Origin of the sequence: Actinoallomurus rhizosphaericola (assembly GCF_024055675.1) — a bacterium.
Taxonomy (GTDB): Bacteria; Actinomycetota; Actinomycetes; order Streptosporangiales; family Streptosporangiaceae; genus Actinoallomurus; species Actinoallomurus soli.
Map to the genome: position 1 here is coordinate 195,362 of NZ_JAMXMW010000001.1, position 24,242 is coordinate 219,603.

The window sequence follows — 24,242 nt, forward strand, 5'->3', positions numbered from 1 at the left end:
TCGGGATGGGCTGGTCGGGTGTTTCCCGGGCGCTACGAGAAGAAAGAATGGCAGGGAGCCCGATGGGCCGCCTAGGGACAAGTGTCACGAATGACCCGTGAACATGTCCTACGGCGACATGGGACTACTAACCGGGGCAAAGTCGTCCCATGCGGTATCCACGCAGATAGACGCCTTTCCGGAGAATGGCTACTGTGCGGTATCCGTGCGCGGCCGAGGCGCCGTCCCGGCCGGGGGACCGACGTGCGGGACGCGGCGCTCTGGCCGGCTCACCGACCCTGGTGGCGCTGTGGCGTACGAGCACGCGCAGAGGGAACACCGGCTGTGTCGAGGCCGCTCGCTGTGGCAGTGGCGGACCGCCGGCCGGCCCTCCGGCCCGGAGACGAGAGGCTGATGGACGCCATGCCCGAGACGCCGGGGGCCGCGACGGGGGAACCGGAGCGGGGGAAGGCATCCGCGGCCGGCCGTTCCCAGAGCCCGTTGGAGCGGGTCACCGTGAATCTGACCCCGCGTTCGGCCGCGGCGCTCGACGAGGTGGTCCGGTTGACCCGGGACACCAAGACCGATGTGATCAACCGGGCGCTCCAGGTCTATGCGTTTCTGGAAAAGGTCATGAATGAGGGCGGCGCCGTCTATATACGGGAAGCCGAATCCACGGACGTCGAGCGCCTGAAATTCTTCTGATGCTCGTCACTCGCTTCGCATCTCTTCGCGTAGAGAACCGGCCCGGGGGAGCGTCAGCGGTAGCGGCGGTTGACGCGGATCAGAGGCGGCCGTCCCGCGTCGACGTAGTCGATCGCGAGGACCTCGGCGATGAAGAGGACATGGTCGCCCGCCGGAACACGCTGCCGGGTCTCGCACTCCAGGGCGGCCGATCCTCCCTCGATCACCAGCGCGCCGGAACCCGCGCCCCGATGGTGGGGCTCACCCGCGATGAGCAGCCGGGCGCTCGGCCGGCCCGCCGCCGCGAACCGGCCCGCGATCACCCGCTGCGCCGCGGACAGCACCGTCACGGCCCAGCGGTCGCACCGCTGCAGGACCTCGCCGAGGTACGAGCCGGTGCCGACGCCGATCAGGACCATCGGCGGGGCGAGGGAGACGGAGCCGAACGCGGTCAGCGTCGTGCCGATGTCGTCGCGCCCGTCCCGTACGGTCACGACCACGACGCCGGTCGCGAACGCGGCCAGCGCCTCGGTGAACTCGGCCGGCGCCACCTCGCCCACGGTCACCGCGTGGCCGGCGCGGACACCCGGCCGGCCACCGTCAGCGCATCCGACATCAGCGGATCTCCCAGGCGCCCGGCAGCATCAGCGGGCCGCCGGAGGGCAGGCCCAGACGGGCGGCGACGCCGGTGAGCGGTCCCCACGCGTCGACGCGTGCGCTCGCGGCCGTACGGTCGTCGCTGGACTCGGCGGGGCGCAGGCGGTCGAGCGTCGAGACGCGCGGGTAGGTCCGGATCGGCGCGTCGGCGGCCAGCCCGGCCTTCTTCCGCGCCAGGTCGACGGCGTGGGCCAGCCCGCCGAGCTCGTCGACCAGGCCGCGCTCGTGGGCGTCGGCGCCGGTCCACACCCGTCCCCGTGCCAGCTCGTGCACGCGTTCGGGGGACAGCGCCCGGCCCTCGGCGACCTTGCCGACGAAGTCGTCGTAGACCCGGTCGAGGAACGTGTTGACCCGCGACCACTCCTCGTCGGTGAAGTCACGCGTCGGCGCGTACATCCGGGCGTGCGCGCCGTGCTCCACGCTGCCGAGCCCGATGCCGAGCCGGTCGAGCAGGTCACCGACGACCGGCTTGCCGATGACGACCCCGATCGAGCCGGTCAGCGTGCCCGGCTGCGCCACGATGACGTCGGCGGGAGCCGCGACGAAGTAGCCGCCCGAGGCGGCGACGTTGCCCATCGACACGATGACGGGCTTGCCGGCCTTGCGGGCGAGGATCACCTCGCGCCAGATCGTGTCCGAGGCGACGTACGAACCGCCGGGGCTGTCGATCCGGAACACGATGGCCTTGACCTTGTCGTCCCCGACCGCCGCGCGGAACGCCGCCGCGATGGTGTCCGAGCCGATCGACGCGCTCTGCCCCGGCAGGAGGCTGCGGCCGCTCCGGCCCAGCCGGATGGGCCCGTGCCCCTGGATCAGCGCGACGACGTCCTGCTGGGGGCGGGGGATGCGCTTGCTCACCCCCTGGGCCCGGTTGTACCGCGCGACGTAGCGCAGCCGGGCCTCCGCGCCGGGACCACCGGCCGCGGCGCGTACGTCGGCGTAGACCTCATCGCGGTAGGCGAGCCGGTCGACCAGCCCCGCCTCGAGGGCCTCGGGGCCCAGGAGCGGCGCCCGGTCGATCAGCTCGCGGACGCGGTCCTCCGGCAGCCCGCGCCCGGCGGCCACACCCGCGATCAGCTGCTCGCCGATGGAGGAGACGATGCGGTCGGACATCTCCCGGTGCTCGGGGGTGTACGAGCGCTCCGTGAAGGTGTTCGCGGCCGTCTTGTACTCGTGCCGTTTGGCGAAGCGCGGCGTGATCCCGGCCTTTTCGAGGGCCTCGTTGAAGAACGGCTCCTCAAGGGCCACGCCGGTCAGCGCGAGGTCCCCGGACGGCTGCAGGTAGATCCGCTCGAACGCGGTCGCCAGGTAGTACGGAACGGTCCCGCGGCCGGTCTCGCCGAAGGACTCGGCCCACGCCACCGTCAGCTTCCCCGCGTCACGGAACGCCTGGACGGCCGCGCGAAGCTCCTGGGCCACGGCGAGGCCGAGCCGGTTGCCGCCGATCCGTACGAGCAGTGCCCTGACGCGGGGGTCCGAACGGCCCTTGCGCAGCCCGTCCAGGACGTCCCGCAGGTGCGCCCGGCGCATCGAGAGCACCGCGGACACCGGGTCGGCGGGCGGCCCCTCGACGAGCCCGTCGGTCAGGTCCAGTTCGAGTATCAGCGGGGCGGTGCGCCGCTCCCGTGCGTCCTTCAGCAGGTCGACCACTGCTCCGGCATCCACCATGGGCCCAACCCTATGCCGCGTACGGGAGGGCCGGGACGAGTCCCGGTGAGCAGCGGCGATGGGCCGGAGCTCCCGGAGAGGCGGCGAAGGGCCGGCGCTCCCGGAGAGAGCGCCGGCCCGTACGGATCAGTGCAGGCCGCTGTCGAGGGCGGTCATCAGGGGACCGGTGTCACCGGACATCTCCCAGATCATCGCGCCGAGCAGGTTCTTGGACTTGATGTAGTCGGTCTTCTTGCCGATCGACCAGGGATCGTCGAAGGACCACCACTGGCCGTTCGCGCCGGTGTAGCAGTACGTCGCCACGGCCTGTTCGTCGTGGTAGACGGTGCAGCCCGGAACGTTGGCCGCGATGTTCTTGTACCCGCGCGTGCCCGCCTCCTCGGGGAAGTCGCCGGGCGCCGCGCCGTTCGCCGTCTGCCACTCGCCGTTCTTGCCGCCGTCGGCCACCTGCTGCCAGCCCCGGCCGTAGAACGGGATCCCGATGGTGAGCTTCCGGGTGCTCACTCCGGCGTCGGTGTAGACCTTCACGGCCGAGTCGACGCTGAAGTGGGTGGAGTACGGGTCGTCCGTGTCGACGTACAGGTTCGCCTGGTGGCCGGTGCGGTTCGGCTCCCAGGAGTTGTCGCTGCCCGAGCCGTGGAAGTCGTAGCCCTGCACGTTGGCGAAATCGAGGTAGTTGAAGATCTTGGACAGGTCCCAGCCCGCGTTCACCTTGACCGGGTCGGCGGGGGTGAAGGCGGTCAGCAGGTATCCGCTGCCGAGGGCGTTCAGCTGGCTGCGGAACTCCGCGAGCAGCGCGGTGAGGTTCGCCTTGTCGCTCGGGTCGTAGTGGTTGCCGGGATGCCCGTCCGGGCTGCCCGGCCACTCCCAGTCGACGTCGATGCCGTCGAACACGCCCGCGCCGGTGCCCGGCCCGCCGGTGCCGTCGGACGACGCGGGCAGGTTGCCCTTGATGAACATGTCGATGCAGGAGCTGACGAGCTTCTTGCGCCCGGCGTCGGTCTTGGCGGCGTCGGAGAAGAACTTGGAGTACGTCCACCCGCCGATCGACACGAGGACCTTCAGGTTCGGGTACTTCGCCTTGAGCTTCTTGATCTGGTTGAAGTTGCCCTTGAGCTTCTGGTCCCAGGTGTCGCCGACGCCGTCGACGCTGTTGGCCGCCGACACCGAGGCCCCGTAGTCGGCGTACGCGTCACCCGCGCCGGTGCCCTGGTCGGGGTCCTCCGGGTTGGACGTCGTGCCCTTCGTGGTCTCGGCGCAGGTCAGGTTGGTCGGGTCGAGGTTCTCGAACGCGTAGTTGAGCACGGTGAGCTTCCCGGCCGCGCCGTCGGTGTCGAGGTTCTTCACCCAGAAGTTGCGGCCGTAGATGCCCCACTGGGGGTAGTAGCCCACCTTCTGGTAGGTGCCCCCGCCACCGCCGCCGGGCTGCGTCGTGCCGGACACGGTGGCGCTCTTGGCGGACTCGTTCCCCGCCGCGTCCCGCGCGGTCACGGAGTAGGTGTGGCTACTGCTCGCGGCGAGGCCACCGATCGTGGCGCTGGTGGAGGTCGTCGTCGCCACCACCGTGGACCCCTCGTACACCCGGTAGCCCGTGACGCCGACGTCGTCGGTGGACGCGGTCCAGGAGAGGCTGATCGAACTCGACGTCGTGCCGGTCACGCGCAGACCGGTGGGCGCCGTCGGCGGCGAGGTGTCGCCGCCTCCGCCTCCTCCTCCGCTGCCGTCGCACGGCTGCCCGTTGAGCTTGCAGTTGATCGGCGTGGCCGACTCGGGAGCGCCGGTCCAGCCGAAGCTCGCAGAGGTGCCCGGCGCGAGCGTTCCGTTGTACTCCCGGTTGGTGAAGGTGTAGTGGGTGCCGCTCTGGGTCATCAGGGCGTCCCAGTACGCGCCGACCGAGCCGCCGGCGGGCACGTCGAACTCGACCTTCCAGCCGGTGAGCGTCGTGGAGCCGCCGTTGGTGATCGTGTACTTGCCCTGGTAGCCGGTGCCCCAGCCGGAGTCCTTGCTGAAGGTGGCGGTGGGGGCGGTGGCCGCGCGGGCGTACGGGGTCGAGTGGGGCAGGGCGAGGAGGGCCGTCGCCGCGAACGCGACGACGAGCCGGAGGATGATCCGTCTCAAGTTGGCTCCTCAGAGACTGGCGGGAGGAGCACGGCGCCGTACTCACTGAAAAGAAACTTTCTTTTCAGTGCTCGGAAGCTAACTCGGTCGGGAGACGCCGTCAATGCCTGAAAAACCAGTGGTCAGCCGGGTGGTAAGGGTGGTTTCCGCCGGCAGCCGTCCCTACCTGCCCGTTACCCTCACTGGTATGGGCGACGGGGACGGCTGGGTGAATTGCGACGCGGGCCACCGGCACTGGGGACGCCACGGCGCGGCCGGCCTGCTCCTGTACCACCTGGCTCCGGAGCCCCATGTGCTCCTCCAGAAACGCGCCCGCCTCTCCATCGGCGGCGGCACCTGGGGCCTCCTCGGCGGCGCGCGGCACAGCCACGAGGACGCGGTCGCCGGCGCGCTCCGCGAGGCCGGGGAGGAGAGCACGCTCGACCCGTCCGTCGTCCGCGTGCACGGCCTCATCGGCGAGCACCACGGCGGCCGGTCGTACGAGACGGTGATCGCGTCCGTCGCCGAGCGGCCCGACGTCCGCCGGGCGTCGTTCGAGACGGCGGCCGTCGCCTGGGTCCACGTCGACCAGGTCCCCGGCAGGAGGCTGTTCCCGGCGTTCGCCGACGGCTGGCCCCGGCTCCGCGCCGCGCTCGTCCGGCCGGTCCTGGTCGTCCACGCCGCCGCCCTCGACGGAGCGGGAACCGACCTCGCCCGGCTCCGTGACCGGCTCGCCGCGCTCGGCCCGGTCCCGAACCTCCCCGGCGCCGTCGCGGACCTTTCCTTCCCCGAGATCGTCCTCGCCGCCGAGGACGCCGTCCCCATCGAGGAGGAGGGCCCCGGCGTACGGATCGTCACCGTCCGGGACGGCGCGGGGGAGCTCGCGCGGCTCGTCGCGCCGCGGGCTCCGGACGAGCACCGGGTCGTCGTCACCGGCGACCCGGCACTGCGACGCCGCGCCGAGGCGGCGGGCGCGACGGCCGCCGACCCGGGCTGGCTACTCGGCCTCCTCTCCTGAGCGCTCCCTCACCAGGGCAGTGGGCCGTTCTCGTCGAAGTAACCGCACGTGGGTCCGTCCTCGCCCAGCAGCGCGAGGTCGATGGCGACCTTGGCGCTCTGGGCGGGCGTCCGCAGTCCCCGGTGTTCGTTCAGGTCGGTGGCGGTGTAACCGGGCTCGCAGGCGTTGACCTTGATCGCGGTGTTCCGCAGCTCCTTGCCGTACTGGACCGTGATCGCGTTCAGCGCCGACTTGGACGATGCGTACGCGAGGTAGGGCGGCATCGCCGAGTCCGGGGCCGCATAGGCGCTGATCGACGCGAGCCCGCTCGACACATTGACGATCCGCCCCGCCGGGGAGCGCCGCAGCAGCGGCAGCAACGCGTTCGTCACGGCCACGACCCCGAACACGTTCGTCTCGTACACGGCCCGCATCGCCGGCACGTCCGTCTCACTCGGCGGCCCGGGAACGGGCCGATCGGTGATTCCGGCGTTGTTCACCAGGATGTCGAGCCGGCCGAAGCGCTCCTCGATCCAGCGCGCCGCTTCGGCGATCGACGACTCGTCCGTGACGTCGACGCGCACGTAATGGAACTCACCGCCGTCGGCGCTCAACTCGGCGACGGCCCGCTCGCCTCGCGCCCGATCACGGGCGGCCACCAGCACGGCGCAGTCGTACCGTGCCAGCCCGCGGGCGATCTCGAATCCGATGCCCTTGTTCGCCCCGGTCACCAGGGCCAGTTTCGATGCCATGCGACGATCGAATCTTTTAGAGCGCGCTCGAAGTCAAACCCCGCTTTGGAACCGGGGCGCTCGGGCATGGGGGCCATATGACGGAGCAGCACCCGGGTGAGGCGCCCCGGAGACCGGTTCTGATCGTCGACGGGGCGAATGTCGTGGGCGCCACGCCCGACGGCTGGTGGCGCGACCGGGCCGGTGCGGCGGCGCGCCTCCGTGACCGGCTCGCCCGCCTCGGCGCGGTGGAGGGACTGCCGGGAGCCGGCTCCGGCACCGTTCAGCCGGAGGTCATCCTGGTCACGGAAGGCGCCGCCCGTGGCGTGCCCGGCGTGGCCGGCGTGCGCGTCGTCGAGGCGCCGGGCAGCGGCGACGACACGATCGCCCGGCTGGCCGCACCCGAGGCGGGGGAGCGGCGCACCGTCGTCACCGCCGACCGAGAGCTGCGACGCCGCGCCGAGGCGGCGGGCGCCTCGGTCGTCGGCCCCACGTGGCTCCTGGACCGCCTGCCCTGACTCCGATCTCGCCGAAGAAGCGGATCGGCGCCGGACGGCCGTGTTATTGTCACAATTGACAATAGGAGGCCCGGTGACGGCACCACGGCGCAGGCGCCGTTCGCCCGACGAGGCGCGCGAGGAGATCCTCGCCGCGGCGGCGGCACTGATCGCCGAGCGCGGCCCGGACGGTGCCGGCCTCCGGCAGGTGGCCGAGGCGGTCGGCGTCACGCACGGCCTGGTGACGCACTACTTCGGCACCTACGGCGCCCTCGTCAGAGAGGTTCTCCGACGCGAGAACTCGCTGCTGCGCGAACGCGTACGCGAGCGGATCCGGGCCGAGGCGGGCGTGCCGACCGCCGCGGGCATGATGAGCGTCCTGTTCGAAGCGCTCGCCGACGAACGGTACGTACGCCTGTTCGCCTGGGCCGAACTGCACGCCGATCTGGGCATGGCGGACCAGGGCCTCCGGGAGCTCGTCGACGCCATGGAACGGGGCATCCGCGCGGCACTGCCCGGACCGGAGGTGCCAGGCCGGGACCGGATCGAGGCGGTCGTGCTGCTCGGCCTGTCCGCCTCCTACGGGTACGCCATCGGCGGCCGGTCCTGGCTCTCCGCGCTCGGCCACGACCCGGCCGACCCGGACAACGAGGCCGCCTTCCGGTCGAGCCTGACGACCGTGCTCGCCGGCTACATGACGGAGGACTCCGGGCTGGTGCCCCGGGACAAGGAGGAGCGGTGAACGGCGTGACGGTCGACGTCGCCCTCGCGGTGGGGATCACCGCGCTCGTCATCGCCCTGCAGTTCACGACGCGGCCGGTGCGGTGGCAGGCCTGGATCTGGGTGCTGCTCTGCGTCGCCCGCGGCCTCGTCCCGCCGGGCCCCGCCCGGGCGACCACCGCGGGCATCGCCCTGCTCGTCGTCTCGCTGATCGCCTCCGCGTTCTTCGGCGCGGTGCGCGGCCGGACGATGCGGATGTGGCGGGGCCCGGACGGCGTCGTCTACCGGCGGGGCGGCGGTGTCACGTTGCTGCTGTGGCTGGCGACGATCGCCACCCGGCTCGTGCTCACCGCGCTGGGGCACGCGGTGTTCGACGAGCCGATCGACCTCGACGCCCTGTGGCTGGGACTCGGCGTGACCCTCGCCGCCCAGCAACTCGTCATGAGCCGCCTCGCCGCCCGCCTCCCGCAGCCGGACCCGCGGCCCGGCCGGGCCGCCCGCGCCCGCTGACCGCGGTCGAGCGGTACCGGCCCGGGGCGCGCATCACGGCGTTCCTCAGACGAGCCGGCCGCCGCCGTCGACGTGCAGCACGGTGCCGGTGACGAACGGGTTGCCGATGGCGAACAGGACGGCCTGGACCAGGTCGTCGGCCGTACCGACGCGCCGGGCCGGGTTGCGCTCCGCCACCCCGCGCAGGAACGCCTCCTTGTCGGCGCCCAGCCCGTCCCACGCGCCGCTGTCGACGATGCCGGGCGAGACGGCGTTCACGCGAACGGGCGCGATCTCCACGGCCAACGCCTGGACCAGGAAGGCCAGGGCCCCGTTGGTCGTGGCCATCACGGTCCGTTCCGGAGAAGGCCGCCAGGCGGCCACCCCGGAGAAGAAGGTGAAGGACCCGCCCTCGTTCACCTGCCCGGCCAGGTGCTTGGCGAGGAACAGTGGGCCGATCACCTTGGCGGCGAAGGCCCGCTGGACCGCGGCGAGGTCCAGGTCGGCCAGAGGACCGTTGGCGGGCACCGCGGCCGTGGACACCAGGTGGTCGAAGCGGCCCGTCTCCTTGGCGAACCCGGCGATCGACCCCTCATCGGTGATGTCCAGGGGGACCACCTGAGCCGAGCCGCCGAGCTCCCCGGCGGTCCATTCGAGCTTGCGGGGGTCGGGACCGGCCAGGACGAGGTCGGTGCCGGCCGCCGAGGCGGCCTGCGCGATCCGGCGCCCGGTGTGGGAACCCGCGCCGATGACGACGAGCCGCTGCCCGGCGAGAGTGGTGGTGGCGTTCGACATGACGAATCCTCCGCGAATCAGTGGACGGCCGCCCCGTTCGGTCCGCGGCGACCACGATCAAGATTCGTCTCGCTGGTTCGATAAGTCCAATGCTTGTTCTTTGACCGACCGATAAGTTTCCTTCATGGCGACGCTCCGGCAGTTCGAGTACCTCGTCACGGTGGTCGACACGGGCTCCTTCACCCGCGCCGCCGAGTCGCTGCACGTCACGCAGCCCGCCCTGTCCCATCAGATCCGGGCGCTCGAGCGCGACGTCGGCGGCCCGCTGCTCGAACGCCTTCCGCGATCGATCCGGCTCACGCCGCTGGGCCGCTCGGTGCTGCCACACGCCCGCGCCGCGCTCGCCGACGCCGAACGCCTCCACTCGGCGGCCCGCCGCACGGCGGGGCTGGAAGGCGGCGAACTCGAAGTCGCCACCGTCTACTCGATCAGCCTCGGCGTGCTTCCGCCCGTACTGCGCAACTGGCGCGAGCGTCATCCGGGAGTACGCGTCCGCCTCCGCGAGTACCCGCACGCCGACGCGTTGCAGGCCGCGATGAGCGCCGGACAGGCGGACCTCGCCGTCGGCCCGACGCCGCCGGACTGGGAAGGCCCCGTACGGGAACTCGGCACCGAGGAGTTCGTCGTGGTCGTGTCGGCCGACGATCCGCTGGCGCGAGAGACGACCGGGAGCGTCGCGCTCGACTCCCTCGCCGACCGGGCCTGGGTCCACTACGCCCCCGGGAACGGCCTCGCGAGCCTCTTCGAACAGGTCTGCGCGCAGGCCGGTTTCCAGGCGCGGGTCGCGATCCGCGCCGAGCAGACCGCCGCCGTCCCCCTCCTGGCCGCCGCCGGCCTCGGCCCCGCCCTGGTGCCCGCGAACATCATCCCTTCGGGCTTCGACGGTCTCCTGCTCCGCCCCGACCCCCCGATCCGTCGCGTCCTCAGCGCCTACAGCCGAATCCGCCCGGACCCCCTCACCGCCGCCTTCGCCGACCTGCTCTCCCGCCAGGTCCGCACGGACGCCGCACTGATCCGGCCCGTACGGAGCTGAACCCCCTTTGCCGATGCTTTGCGTAGTCGTTCAACTACCTATAGTGTTCGGCCCGTGCCCAGTCGTGACCACCAGATGGTGTTGGAGTTGATCCGCGGGAGCGCCCCGCGCTCGCGGCTGACCTGCTGGACTGCGTGTGCAAGGGGCTGGTGCCGTCGACCGCCCACGCGCGCCTCGAGTCCGCTGACCTCAGCGAGCACAAGGGACGTTCTCGGCTGAGGACCTCTGTACGTGAGCGGGCCCCGGGACGGTCGTCCCGGGGCCCGTCTCAGCTGCGGATCAGCGGAACTGGCGGGGTTGCTTGGGCAGCACGACGTGGGTCGGGCCGCGCCACTTCTGCTGGGCGGAGAAGGACGGCGCCGATGACGAACCGCCGATGATCACCGGGAGGGTGATCTGGCTGCCGGCCAGGTCGACGGTCACGGCCGCGCCGGTGGCGTCGTCGTCCTGGGTGTCGGCGTCGGTGCCGATGAGGACCAGGGCGAGCCGGTGCCCGGCCTTGAAGCGGTAGTCCTGCGGCAGGGTGTTCCAGCGGACCGTGTAGGTCTTGCCCGGCGTCAGCGGCGACGGGTGGCTGAGTGACGTGCGGTTCTGCGCGTCGAGGTAGCCGCGTGTCACCACGTTGACGTCGGAGGTCACGGTGTCCGTGACGACCTTGTAGTAGCAGGCGTCGTCGGTGGCCGTGCTCTCACCGTGGCAGTCCTGGGTGTTCAGCGTCTTGACGCCCGATCCGGCGCCCAGGTAGTTCACCCGGGTGTCGGTGCCGTAGTCGACGAGCAGCGCGCCGAGGTTCGCCGTCGGCTTGTCGAGCTTGATCTTCAGGCTCACCCGCGGCGAGCCGGACAGCCGTACGTCGGTCTTCAGCGGCGGGGTCGTGTAGGCCAGCCGGTACGGCTTCGCCGCGGTCGGGTCGGACACGGCGTCGTCCTCGGCCTGCTTGGTGTCGCTGTAGGTGCCGGCGCCGGTCCCGGCCTTGAGGCCGAGGGAGCCGTCCGCCTGGGGGCGCAGGCTGAGCTGCCGGGTGTGCGGCGCGGGCCAGTCGGACTGGGTGGCCCACTGGTCGGGCCCGACCTCGACGTCCGCGCGCGGCTGCTTCATGATGTCGTTCGGCAGCTTCCAGAGCCAGTGGTCGAACCACTGGTGCAGGGTGTCCACCCAGGCGTCGCGGCGGAAGTCGAACGGGTCGACGTGGCCGTACTGCGACAGCCATACCTTGCGGGGCACTCCGCGTTTCGCCAGGGCCGCCCACCAGGTGGAGAACTGGCTGGGCTTGACGTTCAGGTCGTTCAGCCCGTGGACCGCGAAGACGCTGGCGTGCACCCTGCTCGCGTCGGCGACCGGCCCGGTGCGGTAGTTGCGCTCGTTCCAGAAGGCGTTGTAGTCGCCGGTGGCGTCGTCCTGGCCCTGGGTGAGCCGCTGCTGGACGGCGGCGCACTTGGCGGGCGGGTCGGTGTCGACCACCTGCGCGAGGCCGTCCTCCTCGCCCTTGAACCAGATCACGCCGTTCATGCGGCTGTAGTCGTACCAGGAGCTGATCGCGGAGATCGGCACGATGGTGTCCAGGCCCTTGACGCCGGTGGCCGCGACGGCGTTGGCCAGGGTCCCGTCGTACGACTTGCCGATCATGCCGGCGTGGCCGGTGGACCAGGTGGCCTTGACCGGCCTGCCCTGGGCGTCGAAGGCCTTGGCCCGGCCGCCCAGCCAGTCGATGACGGCCTTGCCGCCGAGTACGTCCGAGGCGCCGCCGGAGGTGGGGCAGCCGTCGGACTTGGTGGTGCCGTCCATGTCGACCTGCAGGACGGCGTAGCCGCGCGGCACGAAGTAGTTGTCGTAGAACAGCGGGAACTTGACGGGATTGCCGTTCGCGTCGTACGTCTTGCGCTCGCCCTCGTTGCCGCGGCCGAGGTTGTCGTAGTACGGGCTCTCGTCGATGATCGAGGGCACCTTCAAGCCGGCGTCGGTCTCCTTCGGCCGGATGATGTCGACCCGGATGAGGTCCTTCTTGCCGTCGCCGTCGGAGTCGACGCTCGACTGCACCCGGACGAACTCCCGGATGGCGTTCTGGTACGAGAAGACGGGCTGGGTGACCCCGTCCGCCACCTTGATCGTCGGCTTCTTCGCCGCGTGGGCGGCGGGCGCCCCGGTCGCCGTGAGGGCGGCCGCGACTGCGATTGAGGCGAGAACTCCTCGCCGTGCTGAGATCCGCACGCGCTACCTCCTGGGGTTGCGCGCGAAATCTCTCGTACCACAGGGCCCTGCCACAACATCATTGCCACATGTGGCCCGGTGATCATCGCCACTCGCGCGGCCCCGGCCGCGCCGTTCCGTCGTGGCCGCGCCACCGGCACGGCCACGACGGTCATTCCGCGCGGGAGCGCGTCACTGCGCAGGGGTCTCCGGGGAGAGCCAGAGGGCGCCGAGCGGAGGCACCCGCAGGCAGGCGGAGGCCGGCAGCCCGTGGCTGGGGTCCTCGACCGCCTCGACCGCGCCGAGGTTGCCGACCCCGCTGCCGCCGTACTCGTACGCGTCGGTGTTGACCACCTCGCGCCAGCGGCCCGCGCAGGGCAGACCGAGCCGGTAGTTCTCGTGCGGGAGGCCGGAGAAGTTGACGACGCAGGCGAGCGGCGAGCCGTTCGGCCCGTACCGCAGGAACGAGATGACGTTGCCCGCGACATCGTCGGCGGCGATCCAGCGGAAGCCCGCCGGGTCGGTGTCCATCGTCCACAGCTGGGGCGACGCGGTGTAGGTGTGGTTCAGGTCGCGGACCAGTCGCCGTACGCCGACGTGGAAGTTGTCCTCGGCCTCGTCCAGCAGCCACCAGTCGAGGGAGCGGGACTCGGCCCACTCCGCGCCCTGACCGAACTCCTGGCCCATGAACAGCAGCTGCTTGCCCGGATGCGCCCACATGAACGCCAGCAGCGCCCGCAGGTTGGCGAACCGCTGCCACTCGTCGCCGGGCATCTTGCCCAGGAGGGAGCCCTTGCCGTGCACGACCTCGTCGTGCGACAGCGGCAGCACGTAGTTCTCCGAGTACGCGTAGACCATCGAGAACGTGATCTCGTGGTGGTGGTAGCCCCGGTAGAGCGGGTCCCGCTCGAGGTACGCCAGCGTGTCGTGCATCCAGCCCATGTTCCACTTGAACCCGAACCCGAGCCCGCCGAGGTGGGTGGGGCGGGAGACGCCGGGCCAGGCGGTGGACTCCTCGGCGATCGTCACGATGCCGGGGGAGCGCTTGTACGCGGTGGCGTTCATCTCCTTGAGGAAGTCGATCGCCTCGAGGTTCTCCCGGCCGCCGTAGATGTTCGGCGTCCACTCGCCCTCGGCGCGGGAGTAGTCCAGGTACAGCATCGAGGCGACGGCGTCGACGCGCAGCCCGTCGACGTGGAACTCCTCCAGCCAGTAGTTCGCGTTGGCGACCAGGAAGTTGCGGACCTCGGCGCGGCCGAAGTCGAAGATGAGGGTGCCCCAGTCCTTCTGCTCGCCGCGGCGCGGGTCGGCGTGCTCGTACAGCGGCGTGCCGTCGAAGCGGGCCAGGGCCCACTCGTCCTTCGGGAAGTGGCCCGGCACCCAGTCGATGATCACGCCGATGCCAGCCTGGTGGAGCCGGTCGACGAGGTGGCGGAAGTCGTCGGGGTTCCCGAAGCGGGAGGTGGGGGCGTAGTAGGACGTCACCTGGTAGCCCCAGGAGCCGCCGAACGGGTGCTCGGCCACCGGCAGGAACTCCACGTGCGTGAAGCCCATCTCGGTGACGTAGCCGACCAGCTGGTCGGCGAGTTCGCGGTAGCCCAGGTCGGCGCGCCACGAGCCGAGGTGCACCTCGTACGTGCTCATCGGCGAGTGCAGCGCGTCGTAGGACTTGCGGCGCGTCATCCACTCGGCGTCCTCCCACTCGTAGGAGGAGGTGAAGACCGTGGACGCGGTGGCGGGCGGCCGCTCGGCGTACCGCGCCATCGGGTCGGCCTTGCGCCGCCAGACCCGGTCGGCGCCGAGGAGCTCGAACTTGTAGTTCGTGCCCTCGCCGACGTCCGGGATGAACAGCTCCCAGATGCCCGAGGCGCCGAGCGAGCGCATCGGGTGGGCCCGGCCGTCCCAGTGGTTGAAGTCGCCGATGACCCGTACTCCGCGGGCGTTCGGCGCCCACACCGCGAAGGAGGTGCCCGAGACCGGGCCGAAGACCGAGGCGTACGTGCGGGTGTGCGCGCCCAAGACCTTCCACAGCTCCTCGTGCCGGCCCTCGCCGATCAGGTGCAGGTCGAGCTCGCCGAGGGTGGGCAGGTGCCGGTACGGGTCGTCCTGGATCACCTCGGGCCCGTCGTACGCCACCGCCAGCCGGTAGTCCGGCACCGCCTGGGGCTCGTCCCCGGCCAGGGAGGCGTCGGCCGGCAGCGTGACCGCGAAGACGCCCTCGTGCACGTGGCGCATCGGATGCCGGGCGCCGTCCGGGAGGACCACCTCGACCGTGGTGGCCAGCGGCCGCAACGCGCGAACGGTGATGCCGTCGCGCCCGGGATGGGCGCCGAGCACGCTGTGGGGGTCGTGATGATCTCCGCCGATCAACCGGTCGATCTCGTCGTTGGTGACCCGCGCCATGACGCTCCTCAGATGTTCTCGTATGCCCACGCTCTCCCTAAGCCTGCCCGACGAGCGTCGGCTAATCCTCGCGGGGTCCGGATCTTCGATCGGCGGAGGACACGGGATGAGCGTGCGCGTCAGGAGGCCAGGTAGCCGGACTCCGGGCGGGTGCTGAGGGCGGCGATCGACCCCAGCGGGATCGGCAGCCAGGAGGGCCGGTTGCGGGCCTCGTACAGCACCTCGTAGACGGCCTTGTCGAACTCGAAGGCTCGCAGGATCACCTCGTGCGCGGCCGGGTCGACGCCGCCGGCCTCGGCGTATCCGTGGCAGAAGGCGGCGCGGTTCCGGTCGGCCCACTCCTGGGCGCGGTACTCCAGCTGGTCGCGGTCGCCGCGGAAGGTCTGCCCGTTGACGAGCAGGTGACGGGCCGCGTAGTCGAACGAGCGCAGCATCCCGGCGACGTCGCGGAGCGGGTGGGCGGGCGCCCGGCGCTCCTCCAGGGACTTGACGGGCTCGCCCTCGAAGTCCAGCAGCATCCAGCCCGAGTCGGTCCGCATGACCTGGCCGAGGTGGTAGTCACCGTGGACGCGTTGCACGACGAGGGGCTCGTCGAGCTCGGCCAGCGCGTCGAAGGCGTCGGTGAGCCGTCCGGCGTACGGCCGGAGCTGCGGGACGACCTCACAGGTCTCGCAGAGCCGGTCGTGCATCCGCTCGGCGACCGCGCGGACCTCGGCCGGGGCCATCTCACCGGTGCCGAAGGCGGCGGCCATGTCCCGGTGGACGTCGGCGGTCGCGGCGCCGAGCCGTTCGGACTCGGCGGCGAAGTCGCCGCCGACCTCGTCGGCGCGCAGGTCGGCCTCGGCGTACAGGTCGCGGACGCTGGTGCCGGCGAGCTGCCAGCCGTCGGTGCCGCTGCGCAGGAACTCCGACATCATCGCGAGGGTGGACAGTGTGCCGCCGAGGTCGCTGGAGAACCAGCCGTACAGCTCGGGGACGTGCTTGCTGCCGGCGCGTGCGAGGCCGATGCTGACCTCGAGGTCGGGGTTGATGCCGGGGGTGAGCCGGCGGAAGAGCTTGCAGATGTAGGCGTCGCCGTAGATCAGCGAGGTGTTGCTCTGCTCGGCGGGGCTGGCGAAGCTCGACAGGTCGGTGTCGATGCCGGTGATGGAGCGGAAGGTCAGGGGGCCGACGTCGACGTTGCCGGCCATGTTCTCCAGCCAGACCCGGGTCAACCCTGGGTCGTGGACCGCGTCGTAGACGCATGATCCATTGTCGAGCTGCCCGATCGCGGCGTACTTGAGACGGCCGGGCAGCTCGCTGCGAACTCCGAGGGGCACCTGGTACCGGTCGGTGCCCCCCTCCTGGTGCACGGCGATGATCAGATGGTGCAGCGAGGGATCGCCCTCGACGAGCTCGGTGTCGGAGACGACGGATATCCCGTCGATCCTCCGATCTTTGCCCGCGAACCACCGCTGGCGCGGGAGCCAGTTCACCAACAGATCGTCGAGTCGTTCCAACAGCACTGACTATGTCACCTCGCCTGTGCCTCCTGTTTGCACGTCATGGCGCTTCGCCATCACCCCCGGGGCTCGGGGACAGGAGGAACCAGTAGAAACCATGCCCAGGAAGCGTCAGAAGATACGGGAGCTCCCCAATCGTGGGGAATTGCACTCCTCCCATGCACTCGACGGGGTTGGCCCCCTCGAACCGCCGCAGGTCGAGCTCGACCGGCTGCGGGAAGCGCGAGAGGTTGTTGACGCACAACACGCGATCTTGACCGTATTCCCGCACGAACGCCAACACGCTCGGGTTCGACGCGGTCAGCTCGGTGTAGTCGCCGACGCCGAAGACCGGATGCCGCTTGCGGATCTCGATCATCTTGCGCGTCCAGTGGAGGAACGACCCGGTGTTGTTCTGCTGCGACTCCACGTTGATCGCCTGGTACCCGTAGATCGGGTCCATGATGACCGGGAGGTAGAGCCGGGCCGGGTCACAGCTGGAGAAGCCGGCGTTGCGGTCCGGGGTCCACTGCATGGGCGTGCGGACACCGTCGCGATCGCCCAGCCAGATGTTGTCGCCCATGCCGATCTCGTCACCGTAGTACATGACGGGAGAACCGGGCAGCGACAGCAGCAGGGCCGTGAACAGCTCCAGCTGGTTGCGGTCGTTGTCCAGGAGCGGCGCCAGGCGCCGGCGGATGCCGATGTTGGCCTTCATCCGCGGGTCCTTGGCGTACTCGGAGTACATGTAGTCGCGCTCTTCGTCCGTCACCATCTCGAGCGTCAGCTCGTCGTGGTTGCGGAGGAAGATGCCCCACTGGGCGTTCTCCGGGATCTTCGGCGTCTGCGCCATGATCTCGGAGATGGGGTAGCGCTGCTCCCGCCGGACCGCCATGAAGATGCGCGGCATGACCGGGAAGTGGAACGCCATGTGGCACTCGTCGCCGCCCGTGGCCGGGTCGCCGAAGTACTCCACGACGTCGGCGGGCCACTGGTTCGCCTCGGCCAGCAGCACCCGGTCGGGGTACAGCCGGTCGACCTCGGCCCGGACCCGCTTGAGGTAGTCGTGGGTCTCCTTGAGGTTCTCGCAGTTCGTGCCCTCCCGCTCGTACAGGTAGGGCACGGCGTCCAGGCGGAACCCGTCGATGCCGAGGTCCAGCCAGAACCGCAGGACCTCCAGCATCGCGTCCTGGACCGCGGGGTTGTCGAAGTTCAGGTCCGGCTGGTGGTTGAAGAACCGGTGCCAGTAGTACTGGCCGCGCACCGGGTCGTACGTCCAGTTCGACGTCTCGGTGTCGACGAAGATGATCCGGGCGTCCTTGTACGCCTCGTCCGTGTCGGACCACACGTAGAAGTCCCCGAACGGCCCGTCGGGGTCCTCCTGCGACGCCTTGAACCACGGGTGCTGGTCGCTGGTGTGGTTCATGACCAGGTCGGCGATGACGCGGATGCCGCGCTTGTGCGCCTCCTCGACCAGCTCGACGAAGTCGCCGAGGTCGCCGAACTCCGGAAGGATCTTCATGAAGTCGCTGATGTCGTACCCGCCGTCGCGCAGCGGCGACTCGTAGATCGGCAGCAACCAGATGCAGTCGATGCCGAGCCACTGCAGGTAGTCCAGCTTCTGGGTGAGGCCCCGGATGTCACCGGTACCGTCACCGGTGGAGTCGTAGAAGCCCCTGATCAGAACCTCGTAGAAAACGCAGTTCTTGTACCAGTGAGGCTCGTTGGGCGTCTCACGCGTGAACGTGTCGGGAACCGGCTCGACGGGGCCGACTCCGGGTAGGGGATCCAACTGCGTCAACTCTCGCCTCTCGAGACCGTGAAGATGTGGGCAGGCCGGGTGTGGGGGTCAAGGCGTACGTAGTTCGCCTGCCGCCAGCGATACGACTCGCCGGAGAGCTCGTCGGTGACGACGAACTCGTCCGACCAGTCGAGTCCGAGCGCGGGCAGGTCGAGATGGACCGTCGCCTCGCGAACCTGATGTGGGTTGAGATTCACGACGACCAGCACGACGTCTCCGAGGCGATCGGAGCCGTCCGACACGCGTTTGGAGTAGCAGATCAGCTCGGGCTGGTCGACATGGTGGAATCGTAGGTCACGCAGCCTGTGCAACGCAGGATGCGCCCGCCGCACGGAGTTCAGCGTCTCGATGAACGGCGCCAGGCTGCGTCCCTCACGCTCGGCCGCCTCCCAGTCACGCGGCCGGTACTGGTACTTCTCCGAGTCGCGGTACTCCTCGCTGCCCGGCCGTACGGGGGTGTTCTCGTACAGTTCGTAGCCCGAGTAGACCCCCCACGTCGGCGACAGCGTCGAGGCGAGGACGGCGCGGATCGCGAACGCCGGCGGCCCGCCGTGCTGGAGGTACTCGTGGAGGATGTCCGGCGTGTTGACGAAGAAGTTCGGCCGCATGTAGGCGGCGGCCGCGCCCGACAGCTCCCGGAGGTACTCCTCCAGCTCGTCCTTGCTGTTACGCCAGGTGAAGTAGGTGTACGACTGGTGGAAGCCGATCTTGCCGAGGGTGTGCATCATCGCCGGGCGGGTGAACGCCTCGGCGAGGAACAGCACGTCCGGGTCGGTCGCGGCGATGCTGCCCAGCAGCCGCTCCCAGAACGCCACCGGCTTGGTGTGCGGGTTGTCCACCCGGAAGATCCGCACGCCGTGCGCCATCCAGAGCCGTACGACCCGCTCGACCTCCTCGTAGATCCCCTCGGGGTCGTTGTCGAAGTTCAGCGGATAGATGTCCTGGTACTTCTTCGGCGGGTTCTCCGCGTAGGCGATGGACCCGTCGGCGCGCGTCGTGAACCACTCGGGGTGCTTGCCCACCCAGGGGTGGTCCGGGGAGCACTGCAGGGCCAGGTCGAGCGCGACCTCCATGCCCAGCTCACGAGTACGGGCGACGAAGGCGTCGAAGTCCTCGAACGTTCCAAGCTCGGGATGGATGGCGTCGTGGCCGCCGTCCTCCGAGCCGATCGCCCACGGCGAGCCGGGATCGTGCGGCTCGGCGTGCAGGGTGTTGTTCGGGCCCTTGCGGAACTGCCGGCCGATCGGGTGGACCGGCGGCAGGTAGACGACGTCGAAGCCCATCTCGGCGATCGCCGGGAGCCGCCTCATCGCCGTTCGGAACGTTCCCGACTGCGGTGCCCGGTAGCCCATCGGGTCGTGGGTCGCGCCCTCCGACCGGGGGAAGAACTCGTACCAGGATCCGAACAGCGCCCGCTCCCGGTGCACGATCAGCGGATGCCACTCCGACGTGGTCACGTGGTCGCGCAGCGGGTGTTCGTCGAGGACCTCGCGGATCTCCGGTGCCTCCGCCGCCTCGAACCGCGTCATCGGCGGGATCGTCCGGTCCCGGAGCGTACGGGCCAGCGCGGTCAGCGCGGCCCGCTTCTTCGGCACGCCGACCTTCCCCTTGGGCAGTGCGGCCGTCGCCCGCTCGAACAGCCGGGCGCCCTCCTCGAGCATCAGCTCGGTGTCCTGACCGCGCGGGATCTTGATGCCGGCGTCGTGGTGCCAGTGCGCGATCGGATCGCCCCACGCCTCCACCCGGAAGTGCCAGAGCCCGGTCGTGGCCGGGGCCACCCACGCGGCGTACCGGTCGGTGCCTGGGGCGACCTCGGACATGCGGACGAGCGGCCCGACACGGCCCTCCGGATCCCGCAGGACGACGCCGGCGCCGAGCATCTCGTGGCCCTCGCGGAACACGGTGGCGCCGACCTCGAACTCCTCGTCGGGAACGGCCTTGGCGGGCCAGCGTCCGCAGTCGATCACTGGCTGCACGTCGAGAATGGGAATGCGTCCGATCATCGCAGGGGAGCGTACAGACGCGGATCCGCGATCACCCTGTTCTTCGGAAAGCTCTGATCTTTTCTGAGGCTTGCTGCCGCCGGAGGGGGTGGGGGTGCTCGGCGTGGGTTGGCGCATAACGTCTCCGTTGCCGGTTTCGTGGGTGTGAAACAGAGTTCGTCACGCAGGAGTGGTGACTGTGCTGCTGCGTCCGGTAACGCCCGGGATCGCCGCGTTCGGTGACCGCGCGCGCCGACCTCCGTCCGCGCTCGGATTCTTTCATCGCCGCGGGTGAGGCGCCGGGCGCGACGCGTACCCGGTATGCCTCGGCTCGAAGGGGTCGGGGGCACCCTCGCCGCCTTGTCGCTTCCATCCTCGCACTCAGGGAGCTAGCTCGCATTTCGGACCTAGCCGTACGGGTTTTCGGCGCCAAGTCGCGGCCAAGATGTGGCTCGCCGGGCGGGTTAAGGTCGCGAGCACCGGTCCGGACCGATTAGTGTCGCCGCACGTGAAGGCGATCCGCAGATTCACCGTCCGCTCCGTCCTGCCCGAGCCGCTCCAGCCGCTCGAGGAGCTCGTACTCAACCTGCGCTGGTCATGGCATCCGGAGACACTCGATCTCTTCGAATCGGTCGATCCGGACCTGTGGGAGGCGACCCGGCACGACCCGGTGCGCCTGCTCGGCGAGGTCTCGCCCGAGCGGCTGTCCGCTCTCACCGGTGACCGGCGCTTCCTGCGTGCTCTCGGCGACGCCGTCGACGACCTCCGCGAGTACGTCACCGCCCCGCGCTGGTACCAGACGCTCACCGACGCTCCCACGGCGATCGCCTACTTCTCCCCGGAGTACGGCATCGCCGCGGCGCTGCCGCAGTACTCCGGTGGCCTGGGAATTCTCGCCGGTGACCACCTGAAGACCGCCAGCGATCTCGGCGTGCCGATCGTCGGGGTGGGATTGCTGTACCGCCACGGTTACTTCTCCCAGTCCCTGTCGCCGGACGGCTGGCAGCAGGAGCGCTACCCCCCGATCGACCCGGCCGGGCTTCCGCTCACGCTCCTGCGCGAGGCCGACGGCACGCCGGCGCGGGTCGGCGTCGGCCTCCCCGAGGGCCGCACCCTCCACGCCCAGATCTGGGTCGCGAACGTCGGCCGCGTGCCGCTGCTCCTCCTCGACTCCGACGTCGAGGAGAACGACCCGATCGCCCGCGACGTCACCGACCGCCTCTACGGCGGCGGCACCGACCACCGCCTGCTCCAGGAGATGCTGCTCGGCATCGGCGGCGTCCGCGCCATCCGCGTGTACTCCCGCATCACCGGCCACGCCGCCCCCGAGGTGTTCCACACCAACGAGGGCCACGCGGGCTTCCTCGGCCTCGAGCGCATCCGCGAGTACATCGACGAGCACGGCCTGACCTTCGACGAGGCCCTCGAGGCCACCCGGGCCGGCACGGTCTTCACGACCCACACCCCGGTGCCGGCCGGCATCGACCGGTTCCCGCGCGAGCTGATCGAGCGCTACTTCGGCGGCTCCAACGAAGAGGGCAGCCTGCCCGCCGACCGCATCCTCGCGCTCGGCGCCGAGTCCTACGAAGAGGGCGACCCGGCCGTCTTCAACATGGCGGTCATGGGCATGCGCCTGGCCCAGCGCGTCAACGGCGTCTCCGAGCTGCACGGCCACGTCAGCCGCGAGATGTTCGGCGGCCTGTGGCCCGGGTTCGACACCGACGAGGTCCCGATCGGCTCGATCACCAACGGCGTCCACGGCTCGACGTGGGTCGCGCCCGAGATCATCGACCTGGCGCGCCGCGAGCTGCCCGACATCGTCGAGCTCGGCCGCGGCTGGGAGGGCGTCGAGAAGGTCTCCGCGGCCGAGATCTGGCGCATCCGCCGCACCCTGCGCGCCCGGCTCGTCGAGGACGCCCGCCGGCGGCTCCGGGAGTCCTGGCGCCAGCGCGGCGCCAGCGAGGCCGAGCTCACCTGGATCGACGACGCCCTCGACCCGGACGTCCTGACGATCGGCTTCGCGCGCCGCGTCCCGTCGTACAAGCGGCTCACCCTGATGCTGCGCGACCCGGAGCGGCTCAAGTCGATCCTGCTCGACCCCGAGCGCCCGGTGCAGATCATCATCGCCGGCAAGGCGCACCCGGCCGACGAGGGCGGCAAGCGGCTGATCCAGGACATCGTCCGGTTCAGCGACGACCCCGCCGTGCGGCACCGGATCGTGTTCCTGCCCGACTACGACATGGCGCTCGGCCAGTCGCTCGTCCAGGGCTGCGACGTCTGGATGAACAACCCGCTGCGCCCGCTGGAGGCCTGCGGCACGTCCGGCATGAAGGTCGCCCTCAACGGCGGCCTGAACCTCTCCATCCGCGACGGATGGTGGGACGAGTGGTTCGACGGCAACAACGGCTGGGCGATCCCGTCCGCCGACCGCGCCGACGACCCGGACCGCCGCGACGACATCGAGGCGCAGGCCCTCTACGAGCTGATCGAGGACCACGTCACCACGCTGTTCTACGACCACGCCGGTGAGGGCATGCCGCGCCGCTGGCTGGAGATGGTCAAGCACACGCTGGCCTCCCTCGGCCCGAAGGTGCTCGCCGGGCGCATGCTCCGCGACTACGTCCAGGACCTGTACGCCCCGGCGGCCGCCTCGGCCCGCCGCCTGTCCGCCGACGGCAACGCCGGCGCCAAGGCGCTCGCCACCTGGCGGCACCGGATCGCCAAGGCGTGGCCGTCCGTCTCGGTCGAGCACGTCGAGTCCACCGGCGCGGGCAAGACCCCGCACCTGGGCACGCGCCTGACCGTGCGGGCCACGGTGCAGCTCGGCGAGCTGCGGCCGGACGACGTCGCCGTCGAGGTCGCGTACGGCCGGGTCGACGACAACGACGCCCTGGTCCGGCCGTCGTACCTCGAGCTCGACCAGGCCGAGGACCTCGGCGAGAGCCGGTTCCGTTTCACCGGTGAGGTCCCCCTGGACCGGACCGGACCGTTCGGGTACAGCGTCCGCGTCGTGCCCCGGCACGAGCTGCTGGCCTCCCGCGCGGAGACGGGCCTGATCGCCCTGCCCCCGGCGCCGATCGGCATGACCAACGGCGACCTGCGCTGACCACCGCGAACGTCCCCGAACCCGGCACCGGGTTCGGGGGGCTCGCATGAGACGGCGGTTCTTGCCGATAAAGGGCGGGCCGATAGTGGGCCAGGTACACCCACGAACCGGGGGTCGGCCCCCTGCTTCTCCGCGCCGTCGTTGCGACGCTCGACTCACGAACCCGTGAGAGGAGCGACCATGACGGCGACGGCGGAGCGAACGACCGGGCGGCCGAACCGGGGCGCACGCGGACGGCGGCGTACGTGGCCCCTGGTGGTGCTCGGAGTCCTGTGTGCGGCCACCCTGGTATACGTCCTGCCGCCCTGCCTGCCACAGAATATGCTTGTGAGGAGTTCAGCGATCATCCGAGCGAGGATCGCATCGATCTCCAGGATCTCCATGAGGGGCGCGATGTACTTGGGCTTGGGCACCCGTCGACCTGTCTCCCATGCCGCGACGAGCGATTCCGACGCGTAGATCGCCTTGGCGAGGGCCGCCTGCGTCATTCTCGTCTGTTCGCGAACGCACGCGGAGTCATGTGGCTTCCACATCGAGGGTCGCGTAGAAGTCATCGATCGCACGCTGAAGATCGTTCATCGTCTTCCCGGCGCGATCACGTGGGCGATGTACCGTACGGCGAGGTCGATGCTAGTGGCCGGGCAGATCGGCTCCCCCCAACTCCACCACCACATCAGCTCCTCGTCACCGTCCGGATGGCAATGCACCGTCTCGGCGAGGCGCGAATGGGCACTCGCGCTCACGTGAACCCGCGTCGGGCTGAGAACCGTCGCGTTCAGCCCCACCTTGCCGCATTCCTCGGCCAGTCGTGTCGCGAGTGTGTATACGTCATTCCTGGGCCGCCTGGGGCGGATATGATTCCGATCCGGAGTGAACCCCGCCCACGCAGGAGAGGCGCATTCGTTTCGTGCCGTCTACTGACGCGAGAAATTGTC

18 protein-coding genes are annotated in these 24,242 nt (G+C 70.5%); 7 read left to right on the forward strand and 11 right to left on the reverse strand.

The features are described 5' to 3' along the window. Positions 1 to 393: 393 nt before the first annotated feature. Positions 394 to 684 (forward strand): ribbon-helix-helix domain-containing protein, encoded by a 291-nt coding sequence (locus NE234_RS00975; RefSeq protein WP_252775897.1) that lies wholly within the window; start codon positions 394 to 396, stop codon positions 682 to 684. A 53-nt stretch (positions 685 to 737) separates the two neighbouring features. Here the strand turns inward: NE234_RS00975 and NE234_RS00980 are convergent, their stop codons facing one another. The 3 genes from NE234_RS00980 to NE234_RS00990 all read right to left on the reverse strand — a co-directional run bounded on the left by NE234_RS00980 (position 738) and on the right by NE234_RS00990 (position 5,106). Further along, positions 738 to 1,223 (reverse strand): flavin reductase family protein, encoded by a 486-nt coding sequence (locus NE234_RS00980; RefSeq protein ID WP_252775898.1) that lies wholly within the window; start codon positions 1,221 to 1,223, stop codon positions 738 to 740. 55 nt (positions 1,224 to 1,278) lie between these two features. Next, on the reverse strand, positions 1,279 to 2,988 hold the full coding sequence (gene sppA / locus NE234_RS00985; protein WP_252775900.1) for a signal peptide peptidase SppA: 1,710 nt from the start codon (positions 2,986 to 2,988) through the stop codon (positions 1,279 to 1,281). Between the two features lie 126 nt (positions 2,989 to 3,114). Then, a complete protein-coding gene (locus NE234_RS00990; protein WP_252775903.1) occupies positions 3,115 to 5,106 on the reverse strand; it encodes a glycosyl hydrolase family 18 protein in 1,992 nt (663 codons plus the stop codon). 187 nt (positions 5,107 to 5,293) lie between these two features. Here NE234_RS00990 and NE234_RS00995 point away from each other — a divergent pair, with 187 nt between their 5' ends. Then, complete coding sequence (locus tag NE234_RS00995) at positions 5,294 to 6,103, forward strand: NUDIX domain-containing protein (protein ID WP_252775905.1); 810 nt, start codon at positions 5,294 to 5,296, stop codon at positions 6,101 to 6,103. 8 nt (positions 6,104 to 6,111) lie between these two features. On the opposite strand, the gene NE234_RS01000 is transcribed toward NE234_RS00995, so the two are convergent. Further along, a complete protein-coding gene (locus tag NE234_RS01000; protein WP_252775907.1) occupies positions 6,112 to 6,834 on the reverse strand; it encodes an SDR family oxidoreductase in 723 nt (240 codons plus the stop codon). A 77-nt stretch (positions 6,835 to 6,911) separates the two neighbouring features. On the opposite strand from NE234_RS01000, the gene NE234_RS01005 reads away from it, so the two are divergent. The 3 genes from NE234_RS01005 to NE234_RS01015 all read left to right on the forward strand — a co-directional run bounded on the left by NE234_RS01005 (position 6,912) and on the right by NE234_RS01015 (position 8,540). Then, on the forward strand, positions 6,912 to 7,331 hold the full coding sequence (locus NE234_RS01005) for a PIN domain-containing protein (RefSeq protein ID WP_252775909.1): 420 nt from the start codon (positions 6,912 to 6,914) through the stop codon (positions 7,329 to 7,331). Positions 7,332 to 7,404: 73 nt separating this feature from the next. Then, complete coding sequence (locus tag NE234_RS01010) at positions 7,405 to 8,052, forward strand: TetR/AcrR family transcriptional regulator (protein ID WP_252775912.1); 648 nt, start codon at positions 7,405 to 7,407, stop codon at positions 8,050 to 8,052. Beyond that, entirely contained in the window at positions 8,049 to 8,540 is a 492-nt protein-coding gene (locus tag NE234_RS01015) for a hypothetical protein (protein WP_252775914.1), read from the forward strand. Before NE234_RS01010 ends, NE234_RS01015 begins: the two co-directional genes overlap by 4 nt. A 45-nt stretch (positions 8,541 to 8,585) precedes the next feature. Here the strand turns inward: NE234_RS01015 and NE234_RS01020 are convergent, their stop codons facing one another. Then, entirely contained in the window at positions 8,586 to 9,314 is a 729-nt protein-coding gene (locus tag NE234_RS01020) for an SDR family oxidoreductase (RefSeq protein ID WP_252775916.1), read from the reverse strand. Between the two features lie 124 nt (positions 9,315 to 9,438). Between NE234_RS01020 and NE234_RS01025 the strand changes: the two genes are divergently transcribed. Beyond that, positions 9,439 to 10,347, forward strand: a complete 909-nt coding sequence (locus tag NE234_RS01025) for a LysR family transcriptional regulator (RefSeq protein ID WP_252775919.1) — start codon at positions 9,439 to 9,441, stop codon at positions 10,345 to 10,347. A 279-nt stretch (positions 10,348 to 10,626) separates the two neighbouring features. Here NE234_RS01025 and NE234_RS01030 read toward each other — a convergent pair whose 3' ends face one another. The 5 genes from NE234_RS01030 to NE234_RS01050 all read right to left on the reverse strand — a co-directional run bounded on the left by NE234_RS01030 (position 10,627) and on the right by NE234_RS01050 (position 20,222). Continuing rightward, positions 10,627 to 12,555 carry a Xaa-Pro dipeptidyl-peptidase gene (locus tag NE234_RS01030; RefSeq protein ID WP_252775920.1) on the reverse strand — a complete coding sequence of 643 codons (1,929 nt, stop codon included), beginning with the start codon at positions 12,553 to 12,555 and terminating at the stop codon, positions 10,627 to 10,629. 171 nt (positions 12,556 to 12,726) lie between these two features. Next, on the reverse strand, positions 12,727 to 14,937 hold the full coding sequence (gene glgB, locus NE234_RS01035) for a 1,4-alpha-glucan branching protein GlgB (protein ID WP_252775922.1): 2,211 nt from the start codon (positions 14,935 to 14,937) through the stop codon (positions 12,727 to 12,729). Between the two features lie 119 nt (positions 14,938 to 15,056). Next, a complete protein-coding gene (locus NE234_RS01040) occupies positions 15,057 to 16,442 on the reverse strand; it encodes a maltokinase N-terminal cap-like domain-containing protein (RefSeq protein WP_308206820.1) in 1,386 nt (461 codons plus the stop codon). 37 nt (positions 16,443 to 16,479) lie between these two features. Then, positions 16,480 to 18,219 carry a maltose alpha-D-glucosyltransferase gene (gene treS, locus NE234_RS01045; RefSeq protein ID WP_406566917.1) on the reverse strand — a complete coding sequence of 580 codons (1,740 nt, stop codon included), beginning with the start codon at positions 18,217 to 18,219 and terminating at the stop codon, positions 16,480 to 16,482. Next, positions 18,216 to 20,222: an alpha-1,4-glucan--maltose-1-phosphate maltosyltransferase gene (locus tag NE234_RS01050; RefSeq protein WP_252775926.1), complete on the reverse strand. Its 2,007-nt coding sequence runs from the start codon at positions 20,220 to 20,222 to the stop codon at positions 18,216 to 18,218. Before NE234_RS01050 ends, treS begins: the two co-directional genes overlap by 4 nt. Positions 20,223 to 20,709: 487 nt before the next feature. On the opposite strand from NE234_RS01050, the gene glgP reads away from it, so the two are divergent. Then, positions 20,710 to 23,307, forward strand: a complete 2,598-nt coding sequence (gene glgP, locus NE234_RS01055; RefSeq protein ID WP_252775929.1) for an alpha-glucan family phosphorylase — start codon at positions 20,710 to 20,712, stop codon at positions 23,305 to 23,307. Positions 23,308 to 23,462: 155 nt separating this feature from the next. Here glgP and NE234_RS01060 read toward each other — a convergent pair whose 3' ends face one another. Further along, on the reverse strand, positions 23,463 to 23,861 hold the full coding sequence (locus NE234_RS01060) for a helix-turn-helix domain-containing protein (protein WP_406566918.1): 399 nt from the start codon (positions 23,859 to 23,861) through the stop codon (positions 23,463 to 23,465). Positions 23,862 to 24,242: the final 381 nt, after the last annotated feature.